This window comes from Lawsonibacter sp. JLR.KK007 (assembly GCF_036941135.1).
In the GTDB taxonomy this organism is placed as follows: domain Bacteria; phylum Bacillota; class Clostridia; order Oscillospirales; family Oscillospiraceae; genus Lawsonibacter.
Genome location: NZ_JAYWSY010000001.1, coordinates 1060432 through 1075702 on the forward strand (window position 1 = coordinate 1060432; position 15271 = coordinate 1075702).

General features: G+C 54.1%; 19 protein-coding genes and 2 pseudogenes. 1 reads left to right on the forward strand and 20 read right to left on the reverse strand.

Translation table 11 applies throughout. The features are described from left to right. Positions 1-68: 68 nt before the first annotated feature. Positions 69-314 carry a DUF6718 family protein gene (locus VV088_RS05925; protein ID WP_334599859.1) on the reverse strand — a complete coding sequence of 82 codons (246 nt, stop codon included), beginning with the start codon at positions 312-314 and terminating at the stop codon, positions 69-71. Between the two features lie 436 nt (positions 315-750). Here VV088_RS05925 and VV088_RS05930 point away from each other — a divergent pair, with 436 nt between their 5' ends. Beyond that, positions 751-2145 carry an IS5 family transposase gene (locus VV088_RS05930; protein ID WP_334599763.1) on the forward strand — a complete coding sequence of 465 codons (1395 nt, stop codon included), beginning with the start codon at positions 751-753 and terminating at the stop codon, positions 2143-2145. A gap of 202 nt (positions 2146-2347) precedes the next feature. Here VV088_RS05930 and VV088_RS05935 read toward each other — a convergent pair whose 3' ends face one another. The 19 genes and pseudogenes from VV088_RS05935 to VV088_RS06025 all read right to left on the reverse strand — a co-directional run bounded on the left by VV088_RS05935 (position 2348) and on the right by VV088_RS06025 (position 14892). Continuing rightward, positions 2348-3394, reverse strand: a complete 1047-nt coding sequence (locus VV088_RS05935) for a hypothetical protein (RefSeq protein WP_334599860.1) — start codon at positions 3392-3394, stop codon at positions 2348-2350. Further along, positions 3387-4079, reverse strand: coding sequence for a metallophosphoesterase (locus VV088_RS05940; protein WP_334599861.1), 693 nt, complete (start codon positions 4077-4079; stop codon positions 3387-3389). Before VV088_RS05940 ends, VV088_RS05935 begins: the two co-directional genes overlap by 8 nt. Positions 4080-4109: 30 nt before the next feature. Continuing rightward, positions 4110-4538 (reverse strand): hypothetical protein, encoded by a 429-nt coding sequence (locus tag VV088_RS05945; RefSeq protein WP_334599862.1) that lies wholly within the window; start codon positions 4536-4538, stop codon positions 4110-4112. Positions 4539-4560: 22 nt separating this feature from the next. Continuing rightward, a complete protein-coding gene (locus VV088_RS05950) occupies positions 4561-5337 on the reverse strand; it encodes a FliG C-terminal domain-containing protein (RefSeq protein ID WP_334599863.1) in 777 nt (258 codons plus the stop codon). Then, on the reverse strand, positions 5331-6026 hold the full coding sequence (locus VV088_RS05955; protein WP_334599864.1) for an ADP-ribosylglycohydrolase family protein: 696 nt from the start codon (positions 6024-6026) through the stop codon (positions 5331-5333). Before VV088_RS05955 ends, VV088_RS05950 begins: the two co-directional genes overlap by 7 nt. Positions 6027-6061: 35 nt before the next feature. Then, positions 6062-6289 carry an ADP-ribosylglycohydrolase family protein gene (locus tag VV088_RS05960; protein WP_334599865.1) on the reverse strand — a complete coding sequence of 76 codons (228 nt, stop codon included), beginning with the start codon at positions 6287-6289 and terminating at the stop codon, positions 6062-6064. Continuing rightward, on the reverse strand, positions 6279-6623 hold the full coding sequence (locus tag VV088_RS05965; protein ID WP_334599866.1) for a hypothetical protein: 345 nt from the start codon (positions 6621-6623) through the stop codon (positions 6279-6281). The genes VV088_RS05960 and VV088_RS05965 overlap by 11 nt, the downstream gene beginning before the upstream one ends. Positions 6624-6682: 59 nt before the next feature. Continuing rightward, a complete protein-coding gene (locus VV088_RS05970) occupies positions 6683-6904 on the reverse strand; it encodes a hypothetical protein (protein WP_334599867.1) in 222 nt (73 codons plus the stop codon). A 19-nt stretch (positions 6905-6923) separates the two neighbouring features. After that, positions 6924-7361: a hypothetical protein gene (locus VV088_RS05975; RefSeq protein ID WP_300770161.1), complete on the reverse strand. Its 438-nt coding sequence runs from the start codon at positions 7359-7361 to the stop codon at positions 6924-6926. Between the two features lies 1 nt (position 7362). Beyond that, positions 7363-7878, reverse strand: a complete 516-nt coding sequence (locus VV088_RS05980) for an HTH domain-containing protein (RefSeq protein WP_300822720.1) — start codon at positions 7876-7878, stop codon at positions 7363-7365. Further along, positions 7875-8303, reverse strand: a complete 429-nt coding sequence (locus VV088_RS05985; RefSeq protein WP_334599868.1) for a hypothetical protein — start codon at positions 8301-8303, stop codon at positions 7875-7877. The genes VV088_RS05980 and VV088_RS05985 overlap by 4 nt, the downstream gene beginning before the upstream one ends. Before the next feature lie 133 nt (positions 8304-8436). Further along, on the reverse strand, positions 8437-9786 hold the full coding sequence (locus VV088_RS05990; protein WP_334599869.1) for an MBL fold metallo-hydrolase: 1350 nt from the start codon (positions 9784-9786) through the stop codon (positions 8437-8439). A gap of 1 nt (position 9787) precedes the next feature. Then, positions 9788-10426 carry a hypothetical protein gene (locus VV088_RS05995; protein WP_334599870.1) on the reverse strand — a complete coding sequence of 213 codons (639 nt, stop codon included), beginning with the start codon at positions 10424-10426 and terminating at the stop codon, positions 9788-9790. Between the two features lie 244 nt (positions 10427-10670). Next, a pseudogene (locus VV088_RS06000) lies at positions 10671-11079 on the reverse strand (iron chaperone). Between the two features lie 18 nt (positions 11080-11097). After that, positions 11098-11442, reverse strand: a pseudogene (locus tag VV088_RS06005) (DUF2200 domain-containing protein); the annotation flags it as partial. Positions 11443-11482: 40 nt separating this feature from the next. Beyond that, a complete protein-coding gene (locus tag VV088_RS06010; RefSeq protein WP_334599871.1) occupies positions 11483-12775 on the reverse strand; it encodes an ATP-binding protein in 1293 nt (430 codons plus the stop codon). A 163-nt stretch (positions 12776-12938) separates the two neighbouring features. After that, the gene (locus VV088_RS06015; protein WP_334599872.1) at positions 12939-13316 is read right to left on the reverse strand and encodes a type II toxin-antitoxin system death-on-curing family toxin; all 378 of its coding nucleotides are present in this window, start codon (positions 13314-13316) and stop codon (positions 12939-12941) included. Further along, positions 13313-13564 carry a type II toxin-antitoxin system RelB/DinJ family antitoxin gene (locus VV088_RS06020; protein WP_334599873.1) on the reverse strand — a complete coding sequence of 84 codons (252 nt, stop codon included), beginning with the start codon at positions 13562-13564 and terminating at the stop codon, positions 13313-13315. Before VV088_RS06020 ends, VV088_RS06015 begins: the two co-directional genes overlap by 4 nt. A gap of 152 nt (positions 13565-13716) precedes the next feature. Further along, positions 13717-14892, reverse strand: a complete 1176-nt coding sequence (locus VV088_RS06025; RefSeq protein WP_334599874.1) for an ATP-binding protein — start codon at positions 14890-14892, stop codon at positions 13717-13719. Between the last annotated feature and the right edge of the window lie 379 nt (positions 14893-15271).

Genomic DNA, 15271 nt, shown 5'->3' on the forward strand with positions numbered 1-15271 from the left:
TTTTCTGTGTGGGGAAAATAGGGGAGACAAGCCCTCATTTGAAGAATCTGGATGTGACCGAAGTACTATCAGGCAACTCGATTTAATTGGCAGACTTTGTCGATAAATGCTTTCATGTCTTCCACATAAGAATATGGCGCATACTCCGAATAGATTTCCGGCGAGTCCAAAATAACGATCTGGACCCCTTCAGCCCGCAGAGCCTCCAGAGTCCCTGGCAGGCATCTGGCCTCATTGGGCGTCTTGCAGAGATATGCCAAACTGCCGGGCTTATCGAAAATCTTCGCCACAATGTAAATTTTCTTATCACACATTCAAATCGCCTCCAATTCGCGTAGCCGGGCTAAAAAATCTTGTTCTGTACGGATGATTCCAGCAGAATATTCTTGATATAGCGTTCTTCCAATTTCCGGAGTTTTATACTTATAGACATACTGATGACTCCATACATCGAAAGCATAATCTTTTCCGCACCAAAGCTGTACTTCGATGGGATAGGTCAAGTTACTCTTTGATAATACAAATGGACTGCCCGGTAGTCGTCATCAACTTTTTTTCCGCTGCGCAAATCTACTACACGAAAATGGCTTGGATATTTCTCCGGATAATCATGGATCTTTTAAATAGGGCCTGCTTCGTAACCTCAAACTGCTTAGAAGACAAGCAATATGGGATGAAATATGGTAGAATAGGTGCAAGGGAATTGGGAAAAAGCAAGGAAAAAGCGTGCACTTATAGGGGGCGGAGTGGATGTATAAGGACAACAGTCAGCTTCGGATGGAAGATTTCATCTTTCCATATGGGAAACTGGACCCAGAAAACGATTGGGTGAAACTGGCGGCGCTGGTTCCGTGGGAGATAGCGGAGGAGCGGTATGCAGCGCGATTCGTGAACAATGGTCACCCGGCCCATCCGGCACGGATGGCATTAGGGGCGCTGCTGATTCAGCGGCGGCTGAAATGCAGCGACCAATGGCTGGTGAAGCACATTGGAGAAAACCCGTATCTGCAATATTTCATCGGCATGAAGGAGTACGGGCCGTGTCCGTTCGGGGCGTCCACGCTGGTGGCGTTCCGGAAACGGTTCAGCGAGGAGGACCTGGCAGCAATTCTGGAGGCGTCTGTCCCAAAAGCGGAGACAGGGAAACAGGATGACTCGGATGACGGGAACGATCCGCCGAACAGCGGGACATTGATTTTGGACGCCACATGCTGCCCCGCGGACATCGCCTATCCTCAGGACATCGATTTACTCAACCAAGTGCGGGAGAAAGCGGAGAAAACGGTGGACGAGCTGTGTAAAGCGGCAGGACAGAAGAAGCCCCGGATGTACCGCAAGCGCGCCCGGAAGGACTATCTCCGTCTGTCCAAAAGCAAGAAGCGCAGTGGGAACGCAATCCGTTCCGCGATACGCAAACAGCTGCAATACATCCGCCGGGATATCAGGTACATAGCTGAATTGGTTCAAAAAGGTGCAAAATTGTCTTCAAAGCAGGCGGACCGCCTGAATATCATGACTACTGTCTACGAGCAGCAGCGCCTCATGTTTGAATCCGGGACCCACAGCATTCCCCGGCGCATCGTCAGTCTGGCCCAGCCCTGGGTCCGGCCCATCGTTCGGGGAAAAGCCCACGCCAATACCGAGTTTGGCTCAAAACTGCATATCAGTCTGGTGGATGGCTATGCCAGGATCGAACGGCTGGACTTCGAGCCCTTCAACGAATCGGAAGACCTCTGGCGGGCGGTGGCTCGGTACCGGGAGCGCTATGGCTGTTACCCGGAACGTATCCTGGCGGACAAAATCTACCGCAGCCGCCAGACACTGGCTTTTTGCAAAGAGCTTGGTATTCGTCTGTCCGGTCCGGCCCTGGGAAAGCCGCCAAAAGCTCCCGGCCTGTCCCGTCAAGCAAAGAAACTGGAGTATCAGGACAACTGCGACCGCAATGCTGTGGAGGGTGTTTTTGGGACGGTCAAGACCGCTTACGGCCTGGACCGCGTCATGGCACGCCTACAGGAAACCGCTGTCTGTGTGATTGGCGTTGCACTGCTGCTCTCAAACCTTTCCTTATCCCTGAGGGCCGCTCTCGCTCTGTTTTGCCTTATGCTTCTGCTGTTTGTTTTGCTGACGTTGCGGAGCAGAGCCTAAATACTTTTTTTGCTGATATCTTACGCCCAACACAAATTTTTATCTGAAATAAAGGAGAGTCGCAACAAGCGGTTCTCCTTTTATTTGGTGAAAATCTCAGTACAGGTTTGGACTTTGTCGAATTTTGGGTATCGAGGTCGCCGAAGTTATTAATTTAAGTAAGAGGCGAGAACCCGTTGCGGCGCAAGGGGTTCATGGGGACTCAATCATCCAAAAGCTCTGCCAGTGGGATCGGCTCCGGCGCCCGGAAAACCTTTCGGACGTGGCGGGAGTCTTCCTCCCCCAACACACCGAAAAACAGAGAGTCGATCGCCGCAATATCTTGTTCGTCCAGTGCGTGCAGCGCGTCGCTCAGCTCTGTCAGCAGGCCGTACCCCTCGGGCAGGTCCGAGGGCTGGACAGGCCGGGTCCAGTCGATGACTCGCCAACCGGAAGTGAGGTCATAGTACCGGTAGCTCAGGTCCATGCACTCCAGACAATCGTTTTCGATATACGCCATATGGACGTAGCGCCCCAAGGCTTCCACGACAGCCACCACGCCATACCGAGGTCTCGCCATGCTCGGGACCTCCACCTGCACCAGGTCCCCGGAGCGGAAGGGGATCGGGAAGGTCGTAAGGCCAGTGCCGTAGCTGTGAATGCGTTCGGCCTCGTAGCGAATGCCCAGTTCTTTGTACCCGTCTTTCCGGACAGACTCCAGATACCAGGGATCGAAATCCTGTATGATGATTTTTCCGTCCACCAAAAAGATGTTCAGGCCCAAAACAGACTGCATTTTACCGTCCACCTCGGCCCATTTTTCAACGTACCCCCTGAAATCTATCCCATCGGGATACCCCAAAGGAGGATCCTCATAGTACCCCTCGTACTCCTTCAGGTAGTCCGTCAGCTCCTCATAGGTTCTGAATACACCCTGAACACCGCAGGGGTCGTGGTCCAGGGGATCGTCCTTCCACCACGTCTCCTGGAAGATAAACACCTGCTCCGGACGCCGGCTGTGCAGCTCCTCAAAGGCCCAGTCGTACAGCTTGAGCAGGTCTGTAAGGATCGCTTTGTCCTCCTCGCGATCCGCCTCCCGGAGTAAAGCCGTTAAAGCGGCATATTTGTCCACGATGGGGCGGCAGCCGCTGTCGATGATGTCCGCCTTTTCCTCGACGGTGAGGGGGCGGGCGGTGCGCATATGCTCCCTGATCTCCGGAGAGAGGACCCAGTCGTATACGTCCGGTTTGGTTTGATTTTCGTTACACATAAAATTCCTCCATGGTGTCTAAACACAGGCAGCCTAACCGTCCGCCCGCGAAGAAACAGCCGCAGTCGATGTCAATCCAGGTTTCCCGCCGGAGAATTTTGTCCCCGCCGCCCAGAATGCGGGTGGGGGTGTGGCCGAATACCAGGATTTTGTCCGGGTAATAGGCCGTGTCCAGCTCGGGCCGGCCGAACAGGAAGTCCTCCAGTTCGTAGTCCTCCAGCGCCTTGTCCGGGGAAAAATGGCCTAAACCGGAGTGCAGCAGCACAAAATCCCTGCCGCCGGCCTTGACGCAGGCAAACAGCTCCATCTCCCGCAGATATTCCAGGACATCCTCCCGTTCCTCCTGGATGAGTCCCTTCAGGCTCTGAATAGTGACGCCGCCCCCGTTGACGATCCACTCGCTTAGGGCGGCGATCTGAGTCTCCTCCAGGGCGTCCAGGCTCTGGTTCGTGACCTCCTCCATCAGCCAGGGGAGGCACACGGCGGCGGTAAACTCGTGATTGCCCAGGAGAGGAAACACGTTGGGACGGAGCATCATGTCCTGCAGGATTTTGATGCCGTCCGGCCCCCGGTCGATCACGTCCCCCAGCACATAGAGGGTGTCCCTTGGGGCAAAGTCGATGAGGGACAGCATCTCCTTGTACTTGTCAAAGCAGCCGTGGAGATCGGACATCACATAATACATCTTGTTGCCTCCTTGCGTCAGGAAGATTCCTCATCCCAGCCGGATCAGACCGCCGTCCTGGGGCTGCACCATGATCTCGCTGACACCATCCTCCATCTCCGACTCCACATAGGCATAGATCAGGCCGGAGCTGTTGATGTATTTTTGCTCACCTTTCCAGTCTGAGGATGCGGGGGACACAAACAGCAGGCTCCAGCATTCTCCCACCATAGGACTATCCGCCCAGAGGACGTGGTAGACCAGGCACTCGTACTCCTGCTCGAACCGTTTCACTCGCTCACAGATTTCATCGTCGGATGAATGAAGAAAGACCTGATCTCCGATCTGCTGGGATAGGCTGACCGATCCATCCCGCTCGAAATCCCGGATCGTCCGGGCGTCCAGCTTCAGCAGCTCCATGCGGCGGATGGCCTCCCGCTTCATTTCTTCCAAGGATGCCTCTTTCTTGTAAATGGACATATTCAGGTTCCTCCATTTTCTTTTAGCTGAGGTGACGATAGCTTGCAGCTTTTTCCAAAATCTCCCGCTGGGCGCATTCTACATCTGTCTGTTTCACGAGGACACACGCGTCCATCTCGATCTCCAATGCCTCCCGTTCTTCCGGAGAGAGGACGGATAAAACATGATCCTGTACCGCGCTGCTGGCATATTTCAAAGCAAGCGCAACGGTACGATCTCCAAAAGCATAATGACCGCCATATGTATCCCGAAGCAGCTTTTCGCACAGCGGAAGGGAGAGCTCTGCCAATGCGTCAAACTCCGGCAGGAGGGAAGTCTTTTTGACCTCACGTTCTCGCTTCCGAATCTCCTGGCGGATGGTTTTACGGAGCTTTTCCCGATATTCCACGCCGAAATATCCCCCCACGACAACAGACAGCCGGTTGCCCCATTGCTGGAAGCTCCCTCCATCCTCATGCTCATGGAGAAACTTCAAATATGCCAGGATCCCCTCGGCAATCACTATATTTTGCAGAAACAGTCCGCCGGTGTAATCTCCGGCAATCAGGTACTGAGCAAACAATTCCTCAAGCAGCGGCTCATCCTCCGAGTCGATCCATTCGATGGCGTCGAGCAGGCAGGTGCGGAAAAAAGGGTTGGGATTCTGCTTCGCCCGGTCGCCTCCAATGGCCAGCACGCCATTTTTTCGGACGTCTGTCCAGAAATGAAGAAGCACCGTAACCGTCTCCAGGCAGGCATCCTTTTCCTCATCAGTGCAGCGAAGGCGCTGGGAAAGATACTCCATATTTTTGATCAGCATGTTCGTCCCTCCTCGAATGACTGGGAAAAGGCCCCGCACAGGCCCTCGATCTCCTCCCGGCGGGCAATGACAGAGAGCCAATCCTCCGGGATATCTCCATATTTCAGCCCGGCCAGTCCTCCGGCTACAGCGCCTACGGTGTCGGTGTCCTCGCCCAGGTTGACAGCCTCCAGCAGACAGGCGCGGAAGCTGTCGTGCCGCTCCAGACACCACAGCGCGGCCTCCAGAGTATGGAGCACGTATCCGCTGCTTTTGATCTCGCACTTGGGCAGAGCGGGGAGGACATTGGGTTCGATCCTCTGGAAGGTGTCCAAGTAGAGAACAAACTCCGTGTGATTGCGGTAGAATTCTTTCGCGGCCTTGATCCCGTCCCACACGCTGGGTTTGCCGCAGAGCAGCTCATTGACGGAGGCGCAGTATAGCCCGCAGGCTATCAGACTGATAGGGTGGGCGTGGGTGAGGGCGGAGGCGTTGTGGATGATCTGGTAGGCCTCGGTCATCCGTGAGAAATCAGGCCCCATGGTGCGGTGGAGATACAGAGCCATTGGCAGAATGCGCATCAACGAGCCGTTGCCGTTGTCCCGTTCTCCAATGCCGCCGCATTCCAGTGGGGGAGTACCGTGCGCAAACCTCGCCAGCGCCTGCTGGATGGCGATGCCCATGTCAAAGACTTCCCTGTAGGGGGTCATGTACCCCTCATTTACCCAACGCAGGAACCGGTCCATCATTCTTTGTAGTCTACGCCGCTTGTCAGGCTTTCCAGCAGGCACAGCGCCATAGAGGAATCGTCCGACCAGGTCCCGGCGGGCTGGTGATGGGTTCCATAGGCCCGCATCCCGTTCACGGGATCGCACTCCAGCTCCTCCCGTGAACGGAACTCCACCGGCACGCCCAGGGCGTCACCCACAACGAGGCCCAGTATCCCGTTTTTTACGGCGGCTTCAAACATCATGCTCCTTATTCTCCTTGAAATCGTTCAGCTGCGCGGTGTTCTGAATGTGGTGCGTTTCTTCCAAAACACGAAATACAGCCAGGGACAGTTCATAGAGTTTCCTCAGATCAGTATTGTGGGGCGGCATACCGCCCAGGCCGTCAGGCGGCGGAAGCTGCTCCAGAAAGGCATCCGCCCTCTGTCTGGGTGAACATCCCAGCAGCATGGCGGTGAGACGATCCAGCAGAAGGCAGGGGAGAGCAAACTCCCGCCCGCACCTGAGATAGGCGTTTTGCAAAAACGGCAGGGTAAAGTCCCTGTCAAGGAACAAAAAGGGGCCGTCCAGTTCTTCCAACTGGCTGACTGCCTCGTCAGGGGAGAGCGCCTGTTCCAGAGCCTGGTTGATGATGCCGGTCAGTTTCTCCGCCCAGGGACTGAGCGCTGGCGCGGACGGATCAAAATCTCCCGCTCCTCCGTGATACTGAAGTCCTCCATACAGGCCAGTCGCAGGGCAATGATATCGTCCTCCTGCCGGTTCAGCCCGCTGGTCTCCACATCCAGCAGCCACCAAAGGCCGCTCCACGCTGCGGGCTCAGTTATATTGCATACAGGGAGATGCTCACTTGTTGTTGTCATGCTTCCAGCCTCCGCAGATTCATTGCTCACCCAAGTCCCAGATATCCACGCTGTGCTCCTCCCAAAAGTCCATAAAGGCGCTCATACGCGGGGAAGGGCCATTTCCCTTGCGATGGCAGTAGATCAGCACATGCCGCGATCCGGCAGGGCAGATATCCAGGTACTCTTCCAGATATGACTGCATCGCGGGGTCTACAAACAGGACGTTCCTTCCGGCTCGTTCCGCTAAAGTCTGCGCCCTCCAAGCGGTAGCCGTAGCCCTTCCGTCGCGGGCGCTGCAGCCCAGCGAGGCAGCCGCCTGCCGGAAGGTGAGACGGCGTTCCTTATCCGCACGGGAAATGCAGAAGAACACCGCCCCGTCATACTCCCGCATTTTTTCCTCGGCGAACTGCTGAATAAGCCGTTCCGTTTCCTCTGGGGCATCGGTCTCTCGGGGCAGCTGAACAGCTTCCCACATATTACCACCTCATTCTTGGCATCGTCTCCAGCCCATAAGTGCCGGGGATCTCGTAGGACCACCGCCCCGGCTCATCCGGCCACTCCCGGCTGTATGAGGCGCGGTAGCCCAGCTTCTCCAGCTCCTGAAAATCCCGCTGCCGGGTGCGGTCGGAGCAGTCTGGAAAAAGCTCCCGGTAGAGCTCCCGCTTGTTCATGCCGTCAGAGCCGTCCTCCTCCGCCATCCGGATCATGAGAAGGCACAGCCGCCGGATCCGTTCCAGGTATTTCCGCCGGGTCTGGTTTTCCTCCGCCGCCATAGGCCGAACCTCCAGGCTCACCGGATAGAAGGCCTTGGCATTTCGGTCGTACCGCGTCTCCAGGACCCCCGCCCGCTCCAGCAGGCGGATGTCCCGGAGGGAGGTCTTTTCGCTGACTTCAAACTGCTGCTTCAGCTCCTGGAAGGAGACCTCCTGGCAGTTGAGGAACAGGTGGTAGACGGAGAGGATTCGGCTGGTTTTCGTCAGTTCCTCCATCATGACGGCAGCTTTCCCTCCTTTTTCATCCTGTCCAAGACGTAGAAACCGTCATAGCCGGACATTTGGCCTATCTCTCCTTCCAGCACTTGGGAATAGTAGGTTCCGAACACCCGGCTGGTCTCACCCCGCTCGCGTAGCCAGTGCCTGCCATCGTCCGAGTCATCGCTGCAAACCCTGACAGTCATGACCTCCGCGTCCTTCCAAAACTGCCCTGGCAGAGGACGCACCTTGACCTGCCCATAGCCAAGCTGGCAGGACTCATCCACATAGCTCTCACCCCGGATACCCCGAAGCTCTACCAGCGTCTTTCCCCGCAGGCCCACCACTTGATAGAAGGAGCAGCCGCTACCGCACTCATCGTAGCTGGAATGCTTAAAGATGTTTCCAATGTGGATGTTCTCGTTGGTCGGTCGTTTTATGCCCATACGGTATCCCCTTTCATTTCATATCCGCCCGGGTTGTGGGGCCAGTATAGCACACGCCTGCCCCGCAGTATGACAAACGTCCCGACGCTTTTTCGGGAAGCGCATGACCGGCCTGGGCCGGTCACGCATTTGCTTACAGTTCATCCAGATCCAGCGTCTGTCCGTCATGCAGGACCTTCACCCGATCCTTCCAGAGGGTGAAGGCCGGGATGGAGGCAAATTCATCCGCCCTCTCCGTGTGCATGGGGAGGATCCACTTGGGATTCACGGTATCGATCAGTTTGGCGATGGTCTCCACATAGGCGTGGCCGCTGGTGTGCAGGGTTTCGTAAGGATGATCGCCGATGAAGCGCAGCAGGTCTTTGTCGGCGTGCTCCTCCTCCAGATATCCCTTCCACATGGAATAGATGATCTGTCCGTCCTTGTCCAGGAATTTCTCCCGTAGCTTGTCGAAGGGGCTGATATAGGTGTCCGGGTGGGTGTTTTTTCGCGCCAGCACCACAAAGCCGTCCCGCTCCAGCTCTTCCTCTGTAATGGCTTTGCAGTACACAGGGTATTTCATGGACTCCCTGATCTCCCGCAGTTCCGCCCACCGGCTGTCCCCTTTGCCCAGCACCCGTATCGTGGGGTGCGTTTTCGAGGTCCGGTATTCCTTGAACCCCCGCTCCTCCTGCATATCCCGCATGGCGGTGAGGAGGATGCGGGCCTGGTACAGATCGCAGACGAAGTGCATCCCCTTGGGAGTGTTGTGGTAAAATTCCATGATGCTGTCCAGGTTGGTGGAGGACACCAGCACAAAGTTATATTTGTGCGTTTGGAACAGCGCCTCCGCCCTTTGGCCCAGCTCCTCCTCCGACTTGACCAGGGTGTCCCCGACCTCGCCGGTGCGGCTGAGCATGGTGCCCTCGGTGACCAGAAGGTCCACCGGCTTAGGCACATATTTCTGCACCATCCGTTCCATGCGCCCCACCTGCCCCGCGATGCCGTGGTCCCGGAAGTCCCCGGTGAACAGGATGGTCTTGCCCGCCGCCTGGATGCAGAACATATAGGCGTCCAGGGCGGAGTGGTCCACATAGAGAGGGCGGACACTGATGCCGGGAACGGGTGTCATCCACGTTCCCGGCTCGTAGGTTCTCATCTGTTCCACGATGGCGCTGCCCTTTTCCGGCGCGTCCCGGTCGATGTAGGGGACCAGGATACGCAGGATGTTCTTGGCCAGGGGGCCGATGTACATGGGTACGCCCGGCGGAACTTTTTTAAACAGGCCGTAGTGGTCGCCGTGGTAGTGGGTGAACAGCACCGCGCCGTCCTGGCGGGTGCCGAACACCTTTTGGACCATCTCACGGTCCTTCGTTTGGGCGTCTCCGTCCGCCCCCAGCAGGTTGGCCCCGAAGTCGATGAGGATGCGGTGTCCTCCGGCGCTGATCTCGGTGCAGCAGCCGCCGATCTGGTGGGTGCCGCGATGGATGGTCAGGCCCGCCATATCATTTCCCTGCCTTTTCCGGTAAATAGATGGCGGCAATGATGTCCGCCAGCAGCTGGGCAAGCTCGTCATTCGGATGCCGGTTCGGCAAATCCGCAACGAATTTTTTCAGGCTTCGGGGCTCTATTCCCTCATGGGTGCGTCGTCCATCCGGTGTCAGATAGATGACCTCCATTTGTTTATCCCAGAGTTTCTCCGGATAATCCACCAGCTTGCCCAGGGTATAGAGGTATTTCCGGGAACGGTATTTTTTTGATTGTGTCCATCTTTTTTCTCGAATCAGTGCCATAGCCTGTTCAGCGCAGTGGCCGTCTTGGGACTTAACTCCGTATTTTTGCAGAATCAAGTCAAAGGCAGTGCGCAGAGTTTCATTGGTCCAATGCTCATGCCCTCCCAGTTTCAGGTTAAAAACAGCCTTTTTATTCAGGATAGACAGCAACTGCCGGCCAATCTTATCGCCAAAGGATTTTTCCTGACTCTGACATTCTTCAAGATACTTCCCCGCCTGCTCGTCATTGTCGCTGCTGTCCGTAGTTTTTAGCTCAATGAGGTAAACCTTGTCGCCCGCAAGCACGTAGTCGATTTTTGTACCGATGCTCCCAAAGAGGTCCCCCCGTGGGATCGACATCTCCTTAGCCACAAGGGTTGTCCCCTCCACAAGCTCATGGATATATTTGGACAGCAGTGTGTCCAGAATGACCTCCGCCTTGATGTTTGGAGTGAAGTAGTCTTTGACCACCCATTCGCGGATGACACTTTCCAATGTTTCAGACATATGACAACCGTCCCTTCATAATTTATGGTTTCAACCAGGCGTATTGTCGGGTGCGCAAATCGGAAAGGCAGATCTTTTGCGATGTGGGGAAAACGGAGTGGACAAGCCCCTATTTCTGGTTGTTCTGCTCGCACCACGCCGCAATCTCCCTAATCAATTCCAGCGGTAACGGCTTGCAGTAGGGGATCTGAATGGTTCCTTTGCTGGTCTTGTAGTCCGTCAATCTGTCGGCAAACGCTTCCACGGCCTCCGGGCCGGGGTACAGGCCGATGTGCTTCTTGAACGCCGCGAACTGAATCAGGTTGCGGCCCTTCCAGTAGGTGGGCATACTCCAGGAGATTTTCTCCTTGGCCTCTGGGAGGCTGCCTTTGATGGGCGCCATTCACCTGATGCAGATAGGGCTGGACATCCTCTGGCTGGCTACGGATGTACTCTTCAATCGTCTCTGGTGCTTTCCCACAGTAATGGTCTTGATCTTTCCTGCGAAATGACCTGCCGCATTTGGGACATACCCACATGGCGGGTTCCTCCTGGCTCCGCAGAATCTTTTCCATAGGTTTGCCCTTGGCAAGCTCGTCAATCAGCTTATCCAAGTACCGGATTTCTCGCATAAGAGGGTCTTCGATCTCCTCAACCCGTATGCCGCAAACAACACCTTTTATCAGCGTTCGGTTGGGATTGGGCATGGGTGCGTTGCGGAAGAAGTCTCCATAGCAAACAGGGGATAGGCGGGCTGCTTCCAATGCTTCAGCATCATATCCTGTAAGCCAGCAGATAATTTCGTCCACTTCGGATTTAGTACGCCCTTTCCTGGTGGCCTTGTTCAATAGAGAGTCATAGATTTTCCCGAAATCCATTTGGAATACTTTTTCATTACTCATATAATTGGATGCTCCTTATCATGGATGCGGATACTTGCTCTTAAAGCAACTCCCTTGTTTTTCTCGCCAGATACAGCGGAAGATTGGTGATATACCCGTCCTTCCGATAGCCGCGCTTGGAGAAGCGAAGGGCGTGTTCCGGCTGGTGTTCGGCAATATACCGCTTGAAGGAGGGGGCCGATTTATCCTCGCCGCCCTTGGCCTCAATGGGGATGATCTCTGTCCCGTACTGCACCACAAAATCGATCTCACCATTTTTGTCGGAGTAGTAGCGGGGTTCTACCTCAAACTGCCCCCGGAGCTGCTGCAAAACAAAATTCTCGGTCAAGGGGCCTTTGAACTGATAATCACTTTTTAACAGAATTGCGCTGTTGTCGATCCCCGCCATCTGCTTGAGCAATCCAGTGTCAAAGACAAAGAGCTTGAACTGATCCAGCTTGTCAAAGGCGGCAAGAGGATGTTCCATCTTGGAGACATTGTAGACCCTGTTCAACATCCCGGCGGAGACGAGCCATTCGATTGCCTCCTCGAAGTCTCTGGCCCGACCGCCTTCACGGACAGCGCCGTACATGAACTTCTCATTAGCTTTGGCAAGCTGGGAAACGATACTGCGGAAGACCATCAGGATACGACCGCTGTTGACCTTGCCGTTGTGCTTGGAGAAGTCGTTCTCATAGATCTCGATCAGTTCCCGCTGAATCTGGGCCACCTTAGCCGGGTCTTTGTATGTTATCCAGGAGGCCACGCACTCCGGCATACCGCCAATAATGAAGTAGTTATTGCAGGCTTCCATTAAGCGGCGGTGGAAAATCTCCTCAATTGGCTGCTCCTTCTGGATGCCGCGGTAGAACTCATACAGTGAAGGCTCCACAGCCGCCAGATATTCGTCAAAGGTAAGAGGGGAGAGGTCCAGCAGGTTCACCATGCCCACCGGGTAGGACTTTGGCTGGGCTAGCAGCGTCCCCGGGAGACTGCCCGCTGAAATGATGTGGTAGTCGTTGGCCTTTTCCCTGAAGTATTTCAGGGCGTTGAGGGCGGCGGGACACTCCTGTATCTCATCAAAAATCACCAAAGTTTCACCGGGTAAAATCTTCTCTCCGGCAATCAGGGAGAGCAATTCTATGATTCGCTGGGGGTTCTTGTTGACCTCAAAAATAGATTTCAGTTCGTTTTCTTCATCAAAGTTGAAGTAAACGGAGTGCTCATAGCAGCTTTGACCAAACTCTTTCATCAGCCAGGTCTTTCCAACCTGACGTGCGCCCTTGAGGACCATAGGCTTGCGGTCTTCGCTATGCTGCCACTTGATTAGCGCGTCTAAGGCGTTTCGCTTCATCACATCACCAGCCATTCTTGTGTGGGATCAAGGATAGTATAGCACATTTTTCTGAGAGATACAATGCGGGTTTTACACATTTTTCCCCGTCAGCCAGTCCTCGATTCTGATCGCGGGAAACAACAAGGTCAGCACCCGATTATGGGCGCTGACCTTACTCATTTCATCTGATATGCGCCCGAATCCAGGCTAACAAATCCTGCTCATCTGCACTGCCATCGGCAATAGCGATAAACATATCCGCCAACTCACCCTTTTGCAATTCCAGATGGTAGCTGTTCCACTTCAATAGGAGTTGTGTCAGCATGGCGCCGATCCGCATATTTCCATCTATAAAGGCATGGTTAGCCGCCAATCCATATCCAAGACGGGCGATTTTTTCAATATCTGAAGGGAAAAGATCCTCTCCCGCAAAAGATTGAAGCGGCGCGGCAAGAGCAGCTTCCAAACTGGCGCGATCTCGGAGACCGTCTATCCCACCAGTGACTTGAATAATTCGGCTGTGGATCAGAATAACGTCCTCCACCTTTATCCAAATCATTCTGCCATCCTCTTATAATCTGACGCAAAATCAGCCAATAATTGGTCGGTATCTGCCAGCATTGACTCCTTAGACACAAGAGCATCTGGCTCTTGAATTGTTACAGCGAATGGCATTCCCTTTGCACGCACAAAGGCATTGGCAAAAATATTGAAAGCAGTGGACGTTGTCATTCCCAGCTTGGCACAGATAGCGACCATCTCTGCTTTCACATCGGAATCCATGCGGAATGTCATGTTGGTATCCATATCATCGCCTCCTTGCACGACGATTATAGTACATATTATGTGCAAAGTCAACCACAATTCAGCGTTATCTTTTTTATACGAGCCAAAGTGTTTTGTTTGTAAGCAGGGGAATTACGGTAGCACCACACAAAGACCGCCCAAGCACACCTGCTTTACACGTTTTTCCCTGCCAACCAGTCCTCAATCCTGATTGCTGGGATACCCTCGTAATTCCCCCGGAAAGAGCCTTCTTTATACAGAACCAGCTTCGGGTAGTTGTCCCTGACCTCCAGCAGCGAACCAAACTCCCGTTGGATAGTGGCTTCATCACTGAGCAGATAGCAGACCTGGACATACAGCTTGTCACCCTGTTTCTCACCTACAAAGTCGATCTCCTTTGTCCCTACACGCCCGACACAGACCTTGTATCCCCGGCGGAGCAATTCAAGGCCCACGATGTTTTCCAGAACGATTTCCACGTTTTGCAGGTTTGCACCGATAACTGCCTCCCGCAGCCCGTGATCGGCCACATAGTATTTCTCATTGACTTTCAGTATCTTCTTGCCGTTGATGTCCTGGTTCTTGAGACGGTACAGAAGATAGGCTTCCTCACAGGCTTTCAGATAGTTCAGAATCGTTTCAGGAGCTACGGTGCGGTTTTCTGCTTTGAAGAATTTGGAGATGCTGGTGGCTGAAAAGCTCCTGCCTACATTGGACAGGGCATAGGCGATGATGTGCTCCAGCAGGTCAACGTCCCGGATGTTATTTCGCTTGACAATATCCTTCAGTACCACCGAGTTGAAGATGTCCTGGAGATAGTTTTTGCTGATCTCCGGCTCGAAATTGATGCTGGACAGGAAGGGCATACCGCCGTATTGGATATATTGGTCGAAAGTCAGGGCAGGGTCAGCAATTTGAAACTCTGTAAAGGAAAAAGGGTATACAGCAAAGGAGATATACCGCCCAGCAATATAGGTCGCCAGCTCGCCGGACAGCAGCCGGGAGTTGGAGCCAGTAATGTAGATGTCCGCATGGAATTTCACCCGCAGGGAGTTGACCGCCTTCTCCCAGCCCTGCACTTCCTGTATCTCGTCAAAAAACAGGTAGAATTGCTCCTTGCTGTCGCCAATTTTCTCGCATACATAGTCGTGAAGAGCATTGTACTCGCAAAGGCGCTGGTTGCCTAAGTCCTCAAAGTTCAGGAATATGGTGTTGGGGCTGTTGATCTCGTCACGGATCTGCTCCAGCAGAACGCTTTTACCGCCGCGCCTGATGCCAGTCAGCACTTTGATGATGTCCTTGCCGATGAAGGGGCGGATTTTGGACAGATAGTTCTCTCGAATAACCATGGATGTCAACTCCTTTCTTGTATAGGATAGCACATGGCGTGGTTTATAGTCAATCGAATTTTTGAATTATATCAGATACAACTTATAAAGACAGAAGGAGTGCCAACCGGCACTCCTTCATTCGTCATCGGGAACATACTCCGCAATATCTTCCAAGCGGCAGTCCAGCACCGCATACAGTCAAGTATGGAGCCACTGGTCGATGAATTACTGTTCCATGCTTTTTGTAGCCCTTGACAAAGAATATATGGGCTATAGGACTTTCGGACACGGGCATTCCTGTTCTGCCTGATGAGCGTCATGGCCAGATTACAAAAGAGCGGCATGTTCCAGTGTGTTGCGCAGGTACTTTTGAGCACGGTCGGGAGAGCATGGCAGC